The organism is Vampirovibrio chlorellavorus, from assembly GCF_003149375.1.
Classification (GTDB): domain Bacteria; phylum Cyanobacteriota; class Vampirovibrionia; order Vampirovibrionales; family Vampirovibrionaceae; genus Vampirovibrio; species Vampirovibrio chlorellavorus_B.
Genome location: NZ_QFWH01000002.1, coordinates 280,831 through 297,520, shown reverse-complemented (window position 1 = coordinate 297,520; position 16,690 = coordinate 280,831). Strand labels below are relative to the sequence as shown.

General features: G+C 54.6%; 19 protein-coding genes. 11 read left to right on the top strand and 8 right to left on the bottom strand.

Annotated elements, in window-relative coordinates; all coding sequences use genetic code 11:
* Positions 1 to 70 precede the first annotated feature (70 nt).
* The 3 genes from DF283_RS03725 (at position 71) to DF283_RS03715 (ending at position 2,379) form a co-directional block, all read left to right on the top strand.
* Positions 71 to 466 carry a hypothetical protein gene (locus DF283_RS03725; RefSeq protein WP_303673367.1) on the top strand — a complete coding sequence of 132 codons (396 nt, stop codon included), beginning with the start codon at positions 71 to 73 and terminating at the stop codon, positions 464 to 466.
* Between the two features lie 72 nt (positions 467 to 538).
* Positions 539 to 1,171 carry an anthranilate synthase component II gene (locus tag DF283_RS03720; protein WP_303673366.1) on the top strand — a complete coding sequence of 211 codons (633 nt, stop codon included), beginning with the start codon at positions 539 to 541 and terminating at the stop codon, positions 1,169 to 1,171.
* 374 nt (positions 1,172 to 1,545) lie between these two features.
* A complete protein-coding gene (locus DF283_RS03715) occupies positions 1,546 to 2,379 on the top strand; it encodes a hypothetical protein (protein ID WP_303673365.1) in 834 nt (277 codons plus the stop codon).
* Between the two features lie 27 nt (positions 2,380 to 2,406).
* On the opposite strand, the gene DF283_RS03710 is transcribed toward DF283_RS03715, so the two are convergent.
* The 5 genes from DF283_RS03710 to DF283_RS03690 form a co-directional block, all read right to left on the bottom strand.
* A complete protein-coding gene (locus DF283_RS03710; protein ID WP_303673364.1) occupies positions 2,407 to 2,889 on the bottom strand; it encodes an AtaL-like protein in 483 nt (160 codons plus the stop codon).
* Positions 2,890 to 3,039: 150 nt separating this feature from the next.
* Positions 3,040 to 4,056 (bottom strand): ribose-phosphate diphosphokinase, encoded by a 1,017-nt coding sequence (locus DF283_RS03705; RefSeq protein ID WP_303673363.1) that lies wholly within the window; start codon positions 4,054 to 4,056, stop codon positions 3,040 to 3,042.
* Positions 4,057 to 4,409: 353 nt separating this feature from the next.
* Positions 4,410 to 5,435, bottom strand: a complete 1,026-nt coding sequence (locus DF283_RS03700; protein WP_303673362.1) for a hypothetical protein — start codon at positions 5,433 to 5,435, stop codon at positions 4,410 to 4,412.
* 289 nt (positions 5,436 to 5,724) lie between these two features.
* Positions 5,725 to 5,853 carry a hypothetical protein gene (locus DF283_RS03695; RefSeq protein ID WP_303673361.1) on the bottom strand — a complete coding sequence of 43 codons (129 nt, stop codon included), beginning with the start codon at positions 5,851 to 5,853 and terminating at the stop codon, positions 5,725 to 5,727.
* 183 nt (positions 5,854 to 6,036) lie between these two features.
* Complete coding sequence (locus DF283_RS03690) at positions 6,037 to 6,390, bottom strand: hypothetical protein (RefSeq protein WP_303673360.1); 354 nt, start codon at positions 6,388 to 6,390, stop codon at positions 6,037 to 6,039.
* A 308-nt stretch (positions 6,391 to 6,698) separates the two neighbouring features.
* On the opposite strand from DF283_RS03690, the gene dinB reads away from it, so the two are divergent.
* The 4 genes from dinB to DF283_RS03670 all read left to right on the top strand — a co-directional run bounded on the left by dinB (position 6,699) and on the right by DF283_RS03670 (position 9,532).
* Positions 6,699 to 7,805 (top strand): DNA polymerase IV, encoded by a 1,107-nt coding sequence (gene dinB / locus DF283_RS03685; protein ID WP_303673359.1) that lies wholly within the window; start codon positions 6,699 to 6,701, stop codon positions 7,803 to 7,805.
* Between the two features lie 227 nt (positions 7,806 to 8,032).
* On the top strand, positions 8,033 to 8,611 hold the full coding sequence (locus DF283_RS03680) for a DUF3228 family protein (protein ID WP_303673358.1): 579 nt from the start codon (positions 8,033 to 8,035) through the stop codon (positions 8,609 to 8,611).
* Between the two features lie 334 nt (positions 8,612 to 8,945).
* On the top strand, positions 8,946 to 9,143 hold the full coding sequence (locus DF283_RS03675) for a hypothetical protein (RefSeq protein WP_303673357.1): 198 nt from the start codon (positions 8,946 to 8,948) through the stop codon (positions 9,141 to 9,143).
* A gap of 71 nt (positions 9,144 to 9,214) precedes the next feature.
* Positions 9,215 to 9,532, top strand: a complete 318-nt coding sequence (locus DF283_RS03670; RefSeq protein WP_303673356.1) for a hypothetical protein — start codon at positions 9,215 to 9,217, stop codon at positions 9,530 to 9,532.
* Positions 9,533 to 9,664: 132 nt separating this feature from the next.
* Here DF283_RS03670 and DF283_RS03665 read toward each other — a convergent pair whose 3' ends face one another.
* The gene (locus DF283_RS03665) at positions 9,665 to 10,210 is read right to left on the bottom strand and encodes a hypothetical protein (RefSeq protein ID WP_303673355.1); all 546 of its coding nucleotides are present in this window, start codon (positions 10,208 to 10,210) and stop codon (positions 9,665 to 9,667) included.
* Positions 10,211 to 10,487: 277 nt separating this feature from the next.
* Here DF283_RS03665 and DF283_RS03660 point away from each other — a divergent pair, with 277 nt between their 5' ends.
* The 4 genes from DF283_RS03660 to DF283_RS03645 all read left to right on the top strand — a co-directional run bounded on the left by DF283_RS03660 (position 10,488) and on the right by DF283_RS03645 (position 15,008).
* Complete coding sequence (locus tag DF283_RS03660; protein ID WP_303673354.1) at positions 10,488 to 11,240, top strand: SDR family oxidoreductase; 753 nt, start codon at positions 10,488 to 10,490, stop codon at positions 11,238 to 11,240.
* A 105-nt stretch (positions 11,241 to 11,345) separates the two neighbouring features.
* The gene (locus DF283_RS03655) at positions 11,346 to 12,092 is read left to right on the top strand and encodes a hypothetical protein (RefSeq protein ID WP_303673353.1); all 747 of its coding nucleotides are present in this window, start codon (positions 11,346 to 11,348) and stop codon (positions 12,090 to 12,092) included.
* A 131-nt stretch (positions 12,093 to 12,223) separates the two neighbouring features.
* Positions 12,224 to 13,921 (top strand): gluzincin family metallopeptidase, encoded by a 1,698-nt coding sequence (locus tag DF283_RS03650; RefSeq protein WP_303673352.1) that lies wholly within the window; start codon positions 12,224 to 12,226, stop codon positions 13,919 to 13,921.
* Between the two features lie 151 nt (positions 13,922 to 14,072).
* Positions 14,073 to 15,008, top strand: coding sequence for a pentapeptide repeat-containing protein (locus tag DF283_RS03645; RefSeq protein ID WP_303673351.1), 936 nt, complete (start codon positions 14,073 to 14,075; stop codon positions 15,006 to 15,008).
* A 24-nt stretch (positions 15,009 to 15,032) separates the two neighbouring features.
* Here the strand turns inward: DF283_RS03645 and mnmA are convergent, their stop codons facing one another.
* Positions 15,033 to 16,196, bottom strand: a complete 1,164-nt coding sequence (gene mnmA / locus DF283_RS03640) for a tRNA 2-thiouridine(34) synthase MnmA (protein WP_303673350.1) — start codon at positions 16,194 to 16,196, stop codon at positions 15,033 to 15,035.
* Between the two features lie 12 nt (positions 16,197 to 16,208).
* Positions 16,209 to 16,457 (bottom strand): hypothetical protein, encoded by a 249-nt coding sequence (locus tag DF283_RS03635; protein ID WP_303673349.1) that lies wholly within the window; start codon positions 16,455 to 16,457, stop codon positions 16,209 to 16,211.
* Positions 16,458 to 16,690: the final 233 nt, after the last annotated feature.

Here is a 16,690-nt window from a genome sequence, read left to right as displayed (position 1 = left end):
GAGAAACAAACGCACAAGATAGCCGGGAAAAACCAGCGATAGAGTGGATAAAAACAGAAAGAGGGAATGGATGATAGTCAGCTTACAGGCAAGGGCCACAGGCCCTCAAGCCAGACAAGACTCAAAGGGCAAAAACCAGCGGGCCCACACGCCCCACCAATCCCCCCATGCCCCCAAAACCCCTTGGGAGCGGCTGAAGAACAGCCACCTCATCGTGGATCGTAACACAGGAGACTGTTTCAGCCTGAACAGCGAACAGGTGCAAAAAGCAGGGCTGCTGCCCGGCAAATGGATTCCCCTGCCCAAAGAACAAGCCGATGCCCCCACGGTGGAGTACCTCAGCCCCCTCAAACACTTCAGGCTTTGCGCCCAAAAAATTGGGCCGGTTTCCGGGAAAGACCCGGTGGATTTGAGTATTTCCCTGGATGAAAACGACGAAAACGGACGGTTTCAGGTAATCTTCTAGCGCCTTGAGCCCGAGGCCGGTCTGGGTTAATTTGGAGACACCCAACCATCCAACCCCAAAAAGTGCCCGCCTTTGAGCCTCCTGATTCTCGACAACTTCGACTCCTTTACCTACAACCTGTACCAGATGGTGCAGGCCAGAACCAGCCTGCCGGTGCAGGTTTATCGTAACAATGAACTGGACTGGGAGGCCGTCAAAACCCTCAGCCCGCAAGGCATCCTCATCTCCCCGGGGCCCGGGCACCCCTCCCGCCCGCAGGATTTTGGCATTTGCAAAACGGTGATTGAACGCCAACAGGAGTTAAACTGTCCCATTCTGGGCGTCTGTCTGGGTCATCAGGGATTGGTTTACACCATGGGCGGACAGGTGGTTCCGGCCCCCCAAATCATGCACGGCAAAACCTCGGCAGTTCGCATTGTAAAAAACCATCCCTTGCTGACCGGGCTGCCCAATCCGTTCACCGTCATGCGGTACCACTCCTGGATGGTAGAAACAACCAGCCTACCGGCGGACTGGGAAGTATTGGCCGAGACGGAGCCCACCCCCACGGAACCCACGCCTCTGCTCATGGCCGTGGCCCACCGGGAGCGCCCGCTCTATGGGGTGCAATTCCATCCAGAATCGGTGGGAACCCCGGAAGGCGGCCAATTGTTGCGTAATTTCATTCGACTGACAAACGGTCTGTCAGGCTCATCGGACACCTGAGCGCGCCAAAGGCAATTTGAAAGGCAATTTTAAATCCCGAGCGTTTTTCTTTTACTCACGTTTCAGTTGCGGCTCACCACTTTTTGCCGTATGATACCCCTGTTTGACGTTGCGCCCTTATTTGTGGAGTGATGATTTGCCAGCGTCAAAATGAAAACAAGAAAATTAAAACAAAATTGACACCAGATTTGGCACTGAGTCGTCTGAATCGCAGGAGTCCCTGGATCATCACCCAGCGATTATTATTCCGGCTTTCAGTTCGACCCAGTAGATCTCAGTCTTCTCGTCATCCACTGGATATGTAGTTAAAAATAGCATCTTCAACCCATAAACCGCGATTAACCCGTGCGATTAACCCAAAGGAGGATTAACCGTTGCTGACGACTATGACTTTTAGAGCGGGCTTGAAAGGCCTTCGCTCCCTGAGCCACACCCAAAGTCAGCAAGGGCATTTTTCGCCGGTTCAACAGTACCAGCCCAGACAGCTGACTTTTGCCGCCCGCCACCCCTCGCCCTCCGGTGAGTCCTCCACCAGACTGACCAGCGAATCCGCCACGCTGGACAGGTTGGACTCTCACCCGGTGACCCTTTCCAGCACCAGCAGCAGTACCAGCAATATTTTCAGGCGACTCTCCGCCCTCAGCAGAAGCAGTCAAGCCCTGAAAGAGGCCGTGCATCGACCCGAGCCCATTAAAAGCGGATTTCTGGATCGACGCAGCATCCAGCTCCCCTTGGACAAGCAAAAATTGACCATCAGCCAAAAGATCCTGCGCTTGCTCAACGATGAAGAGCAGGCCGTTCAGCAGGACTTTAGACAGCTGATGCAGAACCACCTGAGCAATTTACCCAACCCGGAGGCTCAGGCTTTAACCCTTCAGGCTGTGGATTTTTTCAACAACGGCTTGTCTAAAACCCTGCGCCAGTGGTTTTTACAAGATCTGAACAGTCATCAGCCCAAGCACTTTACCAACACCCAGGGGTTAAGCGCCGGACTCAAAAGCTATCAGGGGAATCTGGAAGCCGTTGATGACTTTTTAAAGCAGGCCATGGAAGGCACCCGGCAACCGCACAGCGCCCAGCCAAAAGCCGCCCTATCCCCGCAGGCCGCTGAGGCCACCCAAATGCTGGAAAAAACGGAGCAAGACGTTCACGATTACCGGGACGCCCTGAATCACCTGATTTTAAAACCCGGCGAGTTTAAACCTTAACCGGACGGACGCTCAGGAAAGCGGTCTTTAGGGCTGCTCAGTCTGGGCCTCAGCCTGGCTTTTCTTCGCTTCAATATGCTCGGCCAGATCCCGCACGTAATGCACGGCGTCTTTCAGGGAAGCCTCCAGCAACGGCGCGCCCTCCGCTTCTGCGGATTGGGCCTCACTGTTCAGCGGTTGCCAGTCCATGCGAAACTGCACCACCGGCAAGGCCTTGGGGTCGTCATTGGCCGGGGGGATGAGGGCGTTATAGACAGCGCCCTGAAACAGCGGATGATCCTCCAGCGCATAGCGCACCTCGCCAAGACGCTCGTCAATGGTAATGCGCTCTCTCAGTGGAAACCCCTGAATCAGGATCTCCCGCACCGCAAAGTCTTCGGTACTCTCCACAAACTCAAAGGAATCGATGCCCTGCATGTAGCGTTCAGGATGCTCAATGCGATCCAGCAGTACGTCCCAAATGGTTTGCAGCGAGGCATTGACGGGAACAAAATACTCCAGCTTGGGCATGGCAGTCACACTCCTTCAAAGCAGTAAACGAGGAAGGCCTCATCATACGATGAAAGAAGCAGCAGGGTCTATTCTCGGGCCGTGAATGGCCACTCTGAAAAAGTGAATGGCCGATTTCTCAAAGCGCCACAGGCAGGGACTGCTGTCCGCTTACTGGAACATCTCGCTCACAGACTGGTGATCGTGAATCCGGCCCAGCGCTTCGCCCAGAATTGGGGCTATAGAGAGCTGCACGATTTTTCCGGTGCGCTCCAGTTCCTGAGCCGCCGGACTCAGCGGGATGGAGTTGGTCACAATCACTTCGCTAAAAACGGAATCAGCAATGCGCTCTACAGCGGGGCCAGAGAAAACCGGATGGGCCGCCATGGCGTAAACCGCCTCGGCTCCTTCGTTTAAAATCAACTGGGCGGCGGAGCAGACCGTACCAGCGGTATCAATCATGTCATCCACAATAATGGCCGTTCGGTTGCGCACATCGCCGATAATATTGAACACTTCGGCCACGTTGTGGGCGCTACGGCGTTTATCGATAATGGCGATGGGGGCGTTCAGCTTCTTGGCGTAAACCCGGGCCCGCTCCACGCCACCGGCATCGGGGCTGACCACCACGATATTTTCCAGATTCTTCTGTTGAATGTAGCGCAGCAAGACCGGGGTGGCGTAAAGGTGATCCACCAGAATATTGAAAAAGCCTTGCAACTGGCCGGTGTGCAAGTCCATGGCCACCACCCGGGTAGCCCCGGCGGTGGTGATGAGATCAGCCATTAACTTGGCGGAGATGGGCTCACGGCCCGCCGTTTTGCGATCCTGGCGAGCGTAGCCATAATAGGGAATGACCGCAGTGATGGTATTGGCGCTGGCCCGTTTCAGGGCGTCAATCATCATCAACAACTCAATAATGTTGTCGTTGACCGGGTTACAGGTGGGTTGCACGATAAAGGCATCGCAGCCACGCACATTTTCCTTCACCTGCACGTAGGTTTCCCCATCGCTGAAGTTTTTGATTTCCACTTTGCCGAGTTCGGTACCGAGATAACGGGCGATTTCCTGAGCCAAACGGGGGTTTGCTCGCCCGGTGAAGATTTTAACCTTGCTGGTGTCGTGAATACCGCTTTCGATTTCCAGATCCGGCAAGCGAAGCTCGATAGCCAAGTCGTTATCCTCCATAATGGTACCTTCTTGCAAGAGGTGCTTTTAACGAGAGGGAATACTGTAAGACGTTGATACCTTCGATTGGTGTCGTGAGAGAGAGTGAGAGGGGTAGGGCAATCGGGCGGCAACGAGAACTCTGGCAGGACAACGCCTGACCTTTTATGCCAATCTGCCCGCAGGAAATTTACCAGAGGGTTCGAGTGAATTTCCCGACTGTTGGATTCGCCTATTTCTATAAAAGATTAACAGAAAAAAAAGTGCTTTTCAGCCTGTAAAAACAGGATTCGTAATTTCAGAATCCCACTGCCCGGGGGATATCGGAACATCCAAAAACGGGAAAGCCGCCTTTTAAAATAGGCAAGGCTGCCTTAAAATAACTGGTTGACGAAGGCCAAACCGTCATCGGTCAGGCTGTACTCGCTGACTTCCGCAGTACCGCTGAGATCCGGCACCATGGACAAGTGCCCCCGGGACAAGGCCGTCTCCAGAGCGCTGTGGTTAACCGGCGTCAGGCCCGATTTCACCAGATTGGCGTTTATCCGCTTCAGGGAGAAGCAGGCTTGCGCCTCCACCTGGCTGAGGTAATAGGCAGCCAACAACAGATAATCCTCGGAACTGCCGGGATGGGCCTGATCGCACAGGTCGGCCAGCGAGTTCACCAAATCCAGATTCATGGGCTGGGCAGCCGACACCGGGGACTGCTCATAAAGCGTCTCAATCACCGGAGCGGTGGGCAGCGGCGGCGGGGGGGCCTCCAAATCACGCATCACCGTGTCCATGACCGACTCAAAATCATCTTTGGGCGGTGTTATATCGGGGGGCGTGGTGCTATCGGGCTGGACTGTCACCGTTGGGGGCACCACCGATAAAGCAGGCGGGGCGGAAACGTCTGAAGGCGCCACGGCTAGAGCAGCCGCAATCAGGGCAGGCGATTCAACCGGGGGCGACAAGGGGGCAACAGGCTCCGGGGGCGTTTGTATCGGGGCCGCCATGGCCGGAGCGGACGGCTCTGGCACGGAAGGTTCTGACACGGAAGTCGAGGAAGGTAACACGGGCGCTTCCGGGACGCTGACTGCTGGCACAGGTGCTAGTTCAGGTTCAGGGGAAGGCGCTACCGGGACCGAAGTTTCTTTCGGCGGAGATGCAAGCACCGGCTCAGGAGGGGGAGCTGCCGGTACGATTTCAGAGGCTACAGGTTCACTGGGCGGCTGAACCGGAAGGGGCGGAGCCACCGCAGCGGGCTTGGGCAGGCTGACTGGCACATAGCTGTCATCCAGCAAAATCCGAAACCACTTGTCCATTTGCTTGGAGACGAAATAGACGTCATCCGAGGACAGGTTGATAAACAGCCCATCTTTTTTAAGGCTCATTTCATAACGATGTGGGGCATCCATGACTACGAGACTCCTTGCCGTGCGGGCCTGGGCCAAATACTATCTCTCTATCAGCGGGTGTTTACCCAAAGAACGGGGCCTCACCATCAGCAACCTGTAAGACATCGGTAAGGTCTGGCAACTGGAGAGGAGCGGAAACCCGCGGAATTTTTGTGCCCAGCCTATTGCCGATTGAAATCATTATATAAGAGGTAATACGCCATAATACATTCTACGCGTGGTGTAGATTTGAAGCACCGGCCCAACGGGCAGCCCTGGTCCTAAATGGGCCTGAGCCGGGCGGAAACGACTACTTCTCTTCCTGGGTCACCAGCATGTTGCGCCAGTTGTCCATCTGGGTCTCAATAAACTTGGCGTCATCGCTTTTCAGCTCCAACTCCAGATCCCCTTTTTTCAGCTTGAAAACGTATTCGCTCACGGTACTTCCCTATCCTTTTCAGGTCCAATCAATATCGGCCCATTCTATCAAATAACTTGAGCCCTATTATAATACGCCCGATCTTGATGAGGAAACCTTTCCCTGACCGGCCCACGTAAAAACTCCCTGAAGCCCAAGGCGTTCAGGGAGTTTGAAGCAATCATTGAGCCGGGCTCAGACCAACTAGGCTTGCGTGTCCAGCTTTTGCCCGCAACCGAACATGGGAGCGGCAGGGGCTCCAAAGGCTTGCGCTGGAAAAGGCTGGGCGGTAGGAAACATGGGAGGGCCAAAGCTCGGGGCAGCGGGCGGAAAGGCGCCCGGCAGAGGGGCAGCGTTAGCCGGGAATGGCTGAGCGATGCCTGGCGCCGGGAATGGGGCCGCACCCGGGAAAGAAGGCGCTGCGGGGAAGGGTGCAGGGCCGGGAAGAGGGGCAGAGCCCTGTGGAATGGCCGGGTCTCCGTAGCCAATGGCGGGCGGAAGCTGCGGCGGGAACTGAGGCGTAAAAGGGGCCCCGGCGGGAGGAAAAGGCATTGCCATTAATGAAGTCTCCTGTTGGAAAAGGGTCGGGAAAACCCCACAAGATCACCCATTCAAATTGTTCTGGTGAGGTGCATCTTGTGAAGGGATGGTAGCTATGTAAACCCCCTACAGCCAAAAAGCTGCGAAAGCGTTCTGAATTGCAACAAAGTTTGTTTTTTAAAATTTAAAACCCGGGACGCTCATTCCACAATCTCCGTCCTCTTGCCCAAATCGCTGAGGTTGGCTAAACTGGGCTTATCGAATTTTTTTTCGATGTTTATTGTTCAACCAATCTGTAATCTCCCATTTAAAAGACGCCAGCCCCCATGACACCGCCTTGCCGAAAAATCATTCACATCGACATGGACGCCTTTTACGCCGCCGTGGAGCAGCGGGACTTTCCACAGTATCGGGGCTTGCCGCTGGCTGTGGGTGGCACCACGGCGCAACGCGGGGTAATTGCCACCGCCAGTTACGAGGCCCGGGCTTTTGGTGTGAAATCCGCCATGTCCACCTACAAAGCCCTGAGGCTGTGCCCCCACCTAATCGTGGTACCGGGTCGCTTTGAAGCGTATAAGGAAGTCTCCCGACAGATTCGGGCCATTTTTGCCGATTACACCCACCTGATTGAGCCCCTCTCTCTGGATGAGGCCTATCTGGATGTCACAGGCCAGGGCGAGGGCAGCCCGTCGGCCACCCTCATCGCCTACGAAATCAAGCAGCGGGTTTTGCGAGAAACCGGCCTGACTGCCTCCGCCGGGGTGTCCTATAACAAGTTTCTGGCCAAAGTGGCTTCCGACTACAACAAGCCCAACGGCTTGTGCGTGATCCCGCCCCACAAGGCCCAGCGCTTTATTGAGGAACTCCCCATTGGACGCTTTTACGGCATTGGGCAAAAAACCGAACCCAGGCTGAAGGCCATGAACATCCACACCGGGGCCCATCTTAAAGCACAGAGCATGAAAACGCTGGAGTCTATTTTCGGGAAAAGCGCCGCATTTTATTATCACCTGGCCCGGGGAAGAGACGATCGCCCCGTGGAAACGGACTGGGTTCGAAAATCCATAGGATCAGAGACAACCTTCAGCCAGAACCTCTGCGATCCGGCTCCCATGCTGACAGCACTCTCCACGCTGGCCGCCGAGGTGCTGGCGTGGATGCGGCGGCATGAGACCTATGGCCGAACCCTGACCCTGAAAGTAAAATACGCCGATTTTCAACAAATTACCCGTAGCCGGACCCAGGCCACCCCCTTTGACACCCTGGAAAGCATGATGCAGACCTTGGCAGAGCTACTAGCGCAAACCGAAGCGCAGAACCACCGGCCTGTCCGCCTGCTTGGAGTCTCTGTATCCAAGTTGTGGCATCCCGGCGAAACCGATTCTCCCGTAGCGCACCAGTCGGAACAACTGAAACTGGCATTGGGCGCATAAGCCCTGAGGGCCAGCATTTCGGCAAAGCAACTTTACAAAACGAAATAAATCGTTCCAGACCGACAAATGTTTGTTTTTATGCAATCACAAGGACAAGGCTGGAACAAATTTAAAACTCTTCTTTCATATTGCGCTTTAACGCCATACCCGATTGCATTTGGGTTCGGCGTTTTTTATTTTGTTAGGCAGTGCCCAACCCCATAACGCAACAGAAAGAAGATGGACCCATGGCCCTCATTGGTGTTTCTGATTTTGTAAAACGACAAACCCCAGATAGTAAGGACGACCACTTCGCCGGAAACTGGGATGAGCTGGTAAACCTGGTCGAGCGCCAGTGGGAACAACGCCAGCCCTCTCCGCACAACAGCGGCGTACTGCTAATTCCCATGCCGGAGGCTGAGTGTCATCGCTTCTTGGGCAGCGTGATTGCCGTGGATGAAAATACGCCCCTCACCGCTCATTTTGCGCCCCGCATGGCGGGAGAAGCCGGGTTTATTCAGGTGGAGGTCTGTGGCGGGCAAAAGGCGCCCGCTCACCGGGCGGAAATTATCCTGTACAGCCATGAAACCCTGGCCCAGGACGGGGACGCCCCGGCCACCCGGGAGGCCGATTACTATATTATTTCCATTAACGCCTACGCCTCCGGGCAAGCCGAACCGATGAGCCCCATGACTATGGCCCGTAATTTTCTGGGACTCAAAGGGGGCACACGGCCAGAAACGCCCTACACCGCCCAGGAGTTCGCCGAGTCCATTATTTATTGGAGCCAGCACGCCCGCATCGGGCAGGCATCCCCCGGCGGGTAAGACGCTCCGCCAAGTGTTTCGATCGGCCGTTCAGCGCCGATCAGCAGGGCTATCCGATCTCAAAAATCAGACCGCCAAATCAAACACAGGGCAGGCCGGTCAAGCGCTTGTTCTGATACTGAATCACGCTGATACGCAATCACGCTGCGCAACGACCGCTTTCAACAGCCCCCAGAACGGGACACTCCCCGGATAGGCTTGAGAACACGAGTGAAAACAAAATTCGTAAAAGTAGAACCCCTCTATCGGCTAGGTTTAACTTGGGTGATTTTAAACCATATAACTCATGCTGGAATTCTGGAGTTAGCAGAGTCGCCAAGTGGAGCGTCATACCATGCGAAACGCCATGTCAGTGTCCAAGTTGAAATACGCCACTCTCAAAAACAGCAGCGGGCTTTACAACTGGAGCGCCACGCACCGGAATGAATCCCGTCAGCAAGCTGAGGACACTGAGACAACACACCCGCGACGCCCCGAAACAGACACTTCCAGCACCGTGAATCCTCCACCCCGACCCAAAGAACAGGCCTAAATAAGAACAGACCTAATCCCCCCTAAAAATCTTCCCCAATAAAATACCCGAAGAGACAAGAGGGCTTTACCATGTTCAAAAGTCAAACCCTGTCGACTGATGATTTCACGACTCAGGCCACCCAAACCTGCACACAGTTGCGGTCGATGGACATACAAAGCTACCTGGCCCTCATGTTGTCCCAATATCACGAGGATCAGGAGCAGTGCCTATTTCTGCCCTCCTTGCTCAGTATGGCTGAATGCTTTGAATGCTCCGCGGTCGAAGTGCATCAAGCCCTGGAGCAACTCAAAACCTTTGGCTTCGACTTTTTTATTATGGGCTTTGAAAGCCCCATTACCCTGTGGTACCCAGAACGGCTGAATGGCGCTGCCAGTCGATCCGCCTAGCCGCTTTCCACCTAAACGCTTTGCAGCGTTCTGATTCCTGACTCTGACTCCTGAAATTCATGCCTGAAAAAAATCCCGCCCTGGCCTTAAACCGGGACGGGATTTTTGAATTTAATCCGCTATAGCAGACGACTACCAGTAGCCACGAACGGTGGTGCCACTGGAAGCGCTGCGGGAAGAGCGGCTTTCATAGTAGCGAGGCTCAGGCTTGGCGGCAGGCTCCTGATAGGCCACTTTCTGGTTCTCGATGACCTGCTGCAGGGTGCTGCCCCAAGCGGCAAACTGCTCTTTGGAAGCGGAAGACACGTTGGGAACCTGACCTTCCATGCGGCCATTCAAATCCCACTCGGCCACGGTAGCGCCATCGGCGTCCACCACTTTGTAGGCATCACCCGCCTTGTAGGGAACGGTCACGGTGTTGTTGGAAACCAGGGGAATGTACTGGCCATCATTCCCGTTGAAAAACAGGGCCTTGCCGGTGTTGTTGATAATGTGGAAAGACACCTGATCCTTGGTAATGGGGGCAACAATAGCGGGACTCAGGTTGGAGACCGACGGATTGGAATTGACTTTAATCTCAAACGTGGCGTAAGGGCCTTCTTCTGCGAATACGTTGGCCGGAACCATGGCCACAGCAACGACGGCAGCCAACAGGGCGCCTTTAAAAAAACGGTTCATTTGATTCTCCTTCAACAAATAACTCAACCAAATCACACAACTAAAAAGTGATTCTGCAAAGCAAAATGCCCTGCCAAATTACAAACTAAACTGCCAAACGTACATCACTCAATAATTCAATTAAAAATATCATAACACACTTTCAGTAAGGGCCTTTTCACCCTTTACAAGCCCTTACATTTCAGACAGAAACAGCCCTGCTGCCCATTTTGCAAATCCGGAATTTAGAGATACGCTTACAGACAGATCATCATCGTTTTACGCCAAAGGAGCCTCCATGCCAGCCAGTTCTTCCACCGCCCTTCAGGGGCAAGTCGCCATCATCACCGGGGCCAGTCAGGGCATTGGGCAAGCCATCGCTCACCATCTGGCCCTCTTGGGCATTCATCTGGTTTTGTGCGCCCGCAACGTGGAAAAATTAACCCAACTCTCCCGCGATTTGGCGCTGGCCCACCCCAACATACAAACCCTGCCCCTGGCCTGCGATGTGCGAGACGTCGAACAGGTGCAACGGGTCATTGAAACCACCCAGAAAACCTTCGGCAAAATCGATGTCCTTATCAACAACGCCGGGGTGGCCGCAAAACTGGGACTGCTTCAGGAAATGAGCATTGCCGATATCGATCGCACCATTGATACCAACCTGAAAGGGGCCATTTACTTTATGCACGGGGTGTTGCCGGTCATGGTGCAACAGGCGGGCGGCATTATCATCAACATCAACTCGGTGGCCGGAAAAACCGCTTACCCCTTCTGGGGCGTGTACGATGCCTCCAAGTTTGGCCTGTACGCCATTACCGAAGCGGTGGCCGAAGAGCAACGCAGCAACAACATCAAGGTCATCGGTATCTATCCCGGCGCGGTGGATACCGCCATCTGGCAGGGTCTGCACACCGATGAAGCCGCCCCCAAGCGAGACGGCATGCTGGACCCGGAACACGTGGCCGAAGCGGTGACCTATATCCTCAATCAGCCGGAGAAAGTGTTTATCAAGGAGTTGACCCTGACCCCGCTGAAGCCGCTGGTTTAAGGTTCATAGGCGAGAGGCGCTCCTAACTCAAATAATCAGGCATCAAATTCCAGTGAGCCGCGTTTAAACCGTAGTTCCTCATCCCAACTGGAATTGCCTAAAAATATGTCGTTCACCGCTCTCTTTTCATTGCCGGCCACACCAATCGCTGCGATGTCGGAAGCCCTGCACGGGCCAAAACCCGGCACAAGCGAGCGAGAATCGCTTACCGGCCTGATTAAGTCCGAGCTGTTAAAGTCCGGCCAAAGCCTCCAGCGCCAGGCAACCCGATGGCTGAGCGCAACACTGATTCTGCTTGGCCTCTGCACCCTCTACGATCAGGGGGTGGGAGATGGCACACTGCCCGGCCTCAACGATCTCTCCGGCATCCGGGAAATCCGGAGCGCAGCCCGGCAAAACAGCTCCCGAAGCCTGAAAGGCCCCGCCCACTGGCAAAGCCTCTCCGGCGGGCGCAGCCTGCTACTGGCCCTTTCCCCGTCATTGGCGGACTGGTTGTATCAACTGCATCATCAGCGAAAAATTGTTTACGCAGCGCCTGCGCACTGGCAGTCCGCATACGGACAATCTTCAGAAACACCCCTGTTGGCCGCCTATGAGCCCTGGAGCGGGAAACTTTATATTGGCGCTGATTTTTGGACGCTGAGTGACGGAGAAAAAGCGGCTATTTTGGCCCATGAATATCGACACGCCCGGCAAAACTGGCCCAAAGTAATCAGTCATCGGTTGGCCCAATGGTTGATGCACGGACAATTGCAATACCACACCCCGCTAGAACGCGAGGCCTTTGACTATGAGCGTCAGGCCCGGGCCGCCTTGGGCTTGTCCCCACTAACCGCCCACTTGAGCCCCTGAGATACGGTACCCTCTTGCGACCACCCACAGCGGCAAGGCGTATAATATGAAACAAGGGGTTCATCAGAAAAGGCTGAATACAATTTCGCCTTTCTGAGCGACCCAGCTATGTTGAATGGGGACTGAGCGCTATGAGTACCGCACCTGCCATCGAAAACGATTCCGCCTTTTTGCAAGCGCTGGAAGAAGCCTTTTCCAGCTCGAACAAGGATTTTGCCCGAGCCTACTACCTGTTTGCCACGGCCAAACTGGCGGAAACTTACAACTCTCAGGAAATTTACGCCAAGTACCCCATTCTCAGCGAGGAGGCCACCTTTCATCGCCTCAAGCGACTGTACGATCAGAACCCGCAACACGAAGAAACCAAACGCCTGTTCACCTCGGTGCTGGGCACCTATATTGGCAGCCAGTTGGCCGCCCTGTCCGATGCGTTTCAGAACGCCAAAAACCAGCTCAAGGTGCATGTGGCCGATTTGGGCCTGAGAAACGGGAACGGAGAAATTATTGAATCGCTGTTGTATGAAGATGTCTCCGAGTGGTTGAAAAAAACCGCCAACAAGCCCACCCGGCAAGCCTTGTACGATCGCATGGCCCAGGCATACACCGAAAACCTGTCCGGCCAGTTTATTGAACTGTTTGAAAAAGAGAACCGCCTGCTGGCAGGGCTGGGATACGCTAACATCATTGACTTCTACAGCCACACCAGCGGTCATGATCTCAAAAAGCTGGGGGAAAACGGCAAAAAACTGGTCACGGAAACCCAGGCTCTCTACACCCGCTTGATGGGACAGCACTATCATGCGGTCACCGGGCTGGATTTCGCCACCGAGGCCACCCGGGCCGATATTTCCTATGTCCTGCACGGGCACGCCTCCCCGGAAATGGACGCCATTAACCGGCAATTCCCCCAGAGCAAGCTAGTCCCCTTGGCCACCCAGACCTTTGACGGTCTGGGCCTGAATTTTTCCACCATTGCCCAACCCGCCAACTTCGAGAATCGCAGCACCTATGAGCAGGAAGTGGTTCAAAAAACGGATCAACACGATCCCAGCCAGCCAGCCCTGCGCCGCATTCTGCTGGACATTGCCAACCGGGAAGGCAAGCGCTCCAGAGCCTATGTATACCCCGCCGCCGTGCCCGCCGAGATTTATCTCTCGGTCAAACCGGAAGGTGGGCTGGATGATTACTCGGCCTTTTTCCATGAATCCGGCCATGCCCAGCACTTTGCCTATGAAAAACCGGAACTCAGCTTTGCCATGGCCTTAATGGGCAACAACACCACCACGGAAACCTATGCCTACCTGTTCCAGAATCTGTTTATGAACGCCCACTGGCTGACCCACATGGCCGGGCTACCCCCGGAGCAGGCCCAATTGGCGGTACAACGGCGCGCCCTGGAAGATTTATACATGCTGCGCCGCTATGCCAGCAAAATGCAGTTTGAGTTGGCCCTGTTTGAAGGCGTCAATGAGGCGGGTTACACCCTCAGCGACAAGGGAGGCGTTTATGCCGGGTTGCTCAGTCTGGGTTGCGGCTTTCAATACGACGCGGAAGGCTGGACCCGGGATGTGGACGCCGGCTTTTACGTGGCCGACTACTTTACGGCCTGGAGCCTGGAGGCTCAGCTGAGAGAATACCTTTGTCAGCACTTTGGCACAGCGAAAACAAACGGGGAAGACTGGTACGCCAACCCCGAAGCGGGCGCCTTTCTCAAAGCCCTGTGGGCCGATGGCAATTTACCCCAGCAGGCGTTAAGCGCTCGGCTGGGTTATCACGACCCTACGGATTTAGAACCACTGCTGCGGTTTATGAACACCCACCTGCAATAATAGGGCGTAATAGGCGAAATGGTCATAAAGGTTTAATTTCTGATAAACTAATCCATAAAAAGTATATTCAGAAAATAGCATTGCAGATGCACTTGCTTCTGAAACCCTTCAAACAGCCAAAACACCCAGGGAAAGTGATTCAACCCGTATTATGCTTGCCATCAAAAGCCAAAATGGCACTTTGCTGCTGGAAATTGCCGCTGAAAATCTGCTTTACGCGGATTTAAGCGGTCAAGAGCTGCCGAATGCGGAATTCTGTCACTCTGTGCTGTTCAATGCCAACCTGGCCGGGGCCAATCTGGCCAATGCCAATTTTCGGGGAGCCAACCTGACCAACAGCAATCTAGGGGAGACGAATTTAGGCAAAGCCATCTTCAAAGGGGCCAAACTGGAGGGCGCCAACCTGAGCAGCGCCATGCTGGAGAAAGCCAACCTGTCCACCGCCCACTGCGTAAAAGCCAACTTTACCAGCGCCAATATGCGGCTGGCCGATCTCAGCCAATCCGATTTTGGGCAGGCCACACTGGTCAAAGCCTACCTGGAAATGGCCGAACTGTGGGAGGGCAAGTTTGCCCATGCCAATTTCACGGAAGCCCATCTGGTGAAAGCCAACTTTTTGAAAGCGCAAGCCCAGTCCGCCAAATTTATTCAGGCCAACCTGGACAAAGCGGATCTGGAGATGGCCCAAATGGGTTGGGCCGATTTGACTGAGGCCAGCCTGCAGGGCACCTTGATGCGGAACGCCAAGTTCCCCTCAGCCACCCTTCACCGGGCCAACTTGCAGCAGGCCAACCTGAACCAGGCTCAATTCACCCAGGCCAACCTGAGCGAGGCCTCCTTGCAGGGGGTCAAAGCCTTTCAGACCAATTTCAGTCAAGCCAATCTGAAAGGGGCCGATCTCGGCAGGGCCTCCCTGCAAGGGGCCATTTTCAGCCTGGCCAATCTGGAAAACGCCAATCTGAAAGGGGCTGATCTGCAAGGAGCCATCCTGAAAGGGGCCAAATACAACGATAATACCGTCTTTCCCAGCGATATCAAGCCAGAGCAGCAAGGCCTCATCTACGTCAAACTCATCGAGCAGGACTAACGGCGCTGGCCTTGACCACAGCCCCTAGGCAGGAGTTACCTGACAGTACAGATCCGGTAAATTGTCCCGCTTGCGCTCGTCAAACGGCTGATGGGACAGGTAGCGCTCTATGTAGCCGCCGCCCAACAACTGCCGGAATTCGGTGTCGTAAAAAGCGGCGATCTGGCCCGGGGTAATGGCCGACTGAGGGGTATGCAACGTCACTTTCAAACTCTTAGCGGCGTAATCCAGCCACTCCACTCGGCCCAACACCGGCGGGGAGTTGTAGCGAATCTTGACCATCAATTCCCGCGGGAAGGCGTCCGGCTCGTCCAGCCCAGGGACTAGCCAATTGGGAGAGAGTACGCTAAAAGTGGTACTCTCCAAATGGTGGGCGTCGCCCAAATAGACCGTCTTGGTATGGGGGTCGATTTTGGTCACGTAAACCGGGCGACCGGCAGCCACCCCGATGCCTTTGCGCTGGCCCAGGGTAAACCGGTAGTAGCCATCGTGCTGACCCAGCACTTTGCCCGTATCGGCATCCACAAAGTTGCCGGGCTGCTTGCCAAAGGTTAAATCCATGTAGTTGTGCTGCCCGTTCAGCACAAAGCAAATGTCCTGAGACTCCTTGCTGTAGGCCGTGGGCAAATCCAGCTCGCGGGCCAGGGCGGTCACTTGAGGCTTGGTCATTTCTCCCAGCGGAAAGAGGGTCTTGCTCAGGTCTTTGGGAAACACCCGAGCCATCATGTAGGTCTGGTCCTTATGCTCGTCCACGGAGCGATAGACATTCACCCCATGGGCCGCCGGGCTGAGAATGGCGTAATGACCGGTGGCCACATAATCGACCCCCAGCACATCCACGGCGTAGCGCACCAGCAACTCCCACTTGACGTAGCGATTACACTCCACACACGGATTGGGGGTCAGTCCAGCCTGGTAGGAGTTGTTGTAGTAATCCATCACAAAGTGGGAGAACTCGGCCCGCAGATCAACCGTGTCGTAGGGCACGTTCAGCATTTCACAAACGCGTCCGGCATTGACCAGCGCGTCATTGCAGCACTTGCCCGGCCCGTTCAGCGTCCAGGCGGTCAGGCCCACCACTTCATGTCCGGCCTTGGCCATTAAATAGGCGGCCACACTGCTATCCACACCGCCACTCATGGCAACGGCGACTCGTTTTGGCGTGTCTGGCAAAAAGTTCAGTGACATAAAAGGGAAGTATCAGCCTTGTAGCATCTTCTTGCCGGGGCGGGACAGATAGTAGGAAACGGCCAGAAAAACCGTTGGGATCAGCCATAAGGCTCCCCGGTGGATGGTGCTGATTATATCAAAGTAATGCTTGGCCGGCATGGTAAAGTCCGCCAGAACAAACATGACCAAGCCCTTCAGCAAACCGGGCATCAAAATCAGGGCGTAGCAAACCAGCCAGACACCCAGTAACTTGCTGACAAAACCGTGGAAATCTTTCATCGCCAATATCCTTTTTTTCTCTAGACGCCTTGATTTCAACCCAAGGCGAAGCCCAAACGCTTGATTCTTACATCCATTGGCCGTTACTCGACCGGCAATACACAGTGAGGTTTATACAATAAAAAAAGAAGCCTGATAAGAGTTGCTTCCATTTCGGGTAAGAAGAAAAAAAGACCCACCCCCAAAAAATTTCAAACTCTTTTAAAAATCCTTCATTAAAATGACACAGATTA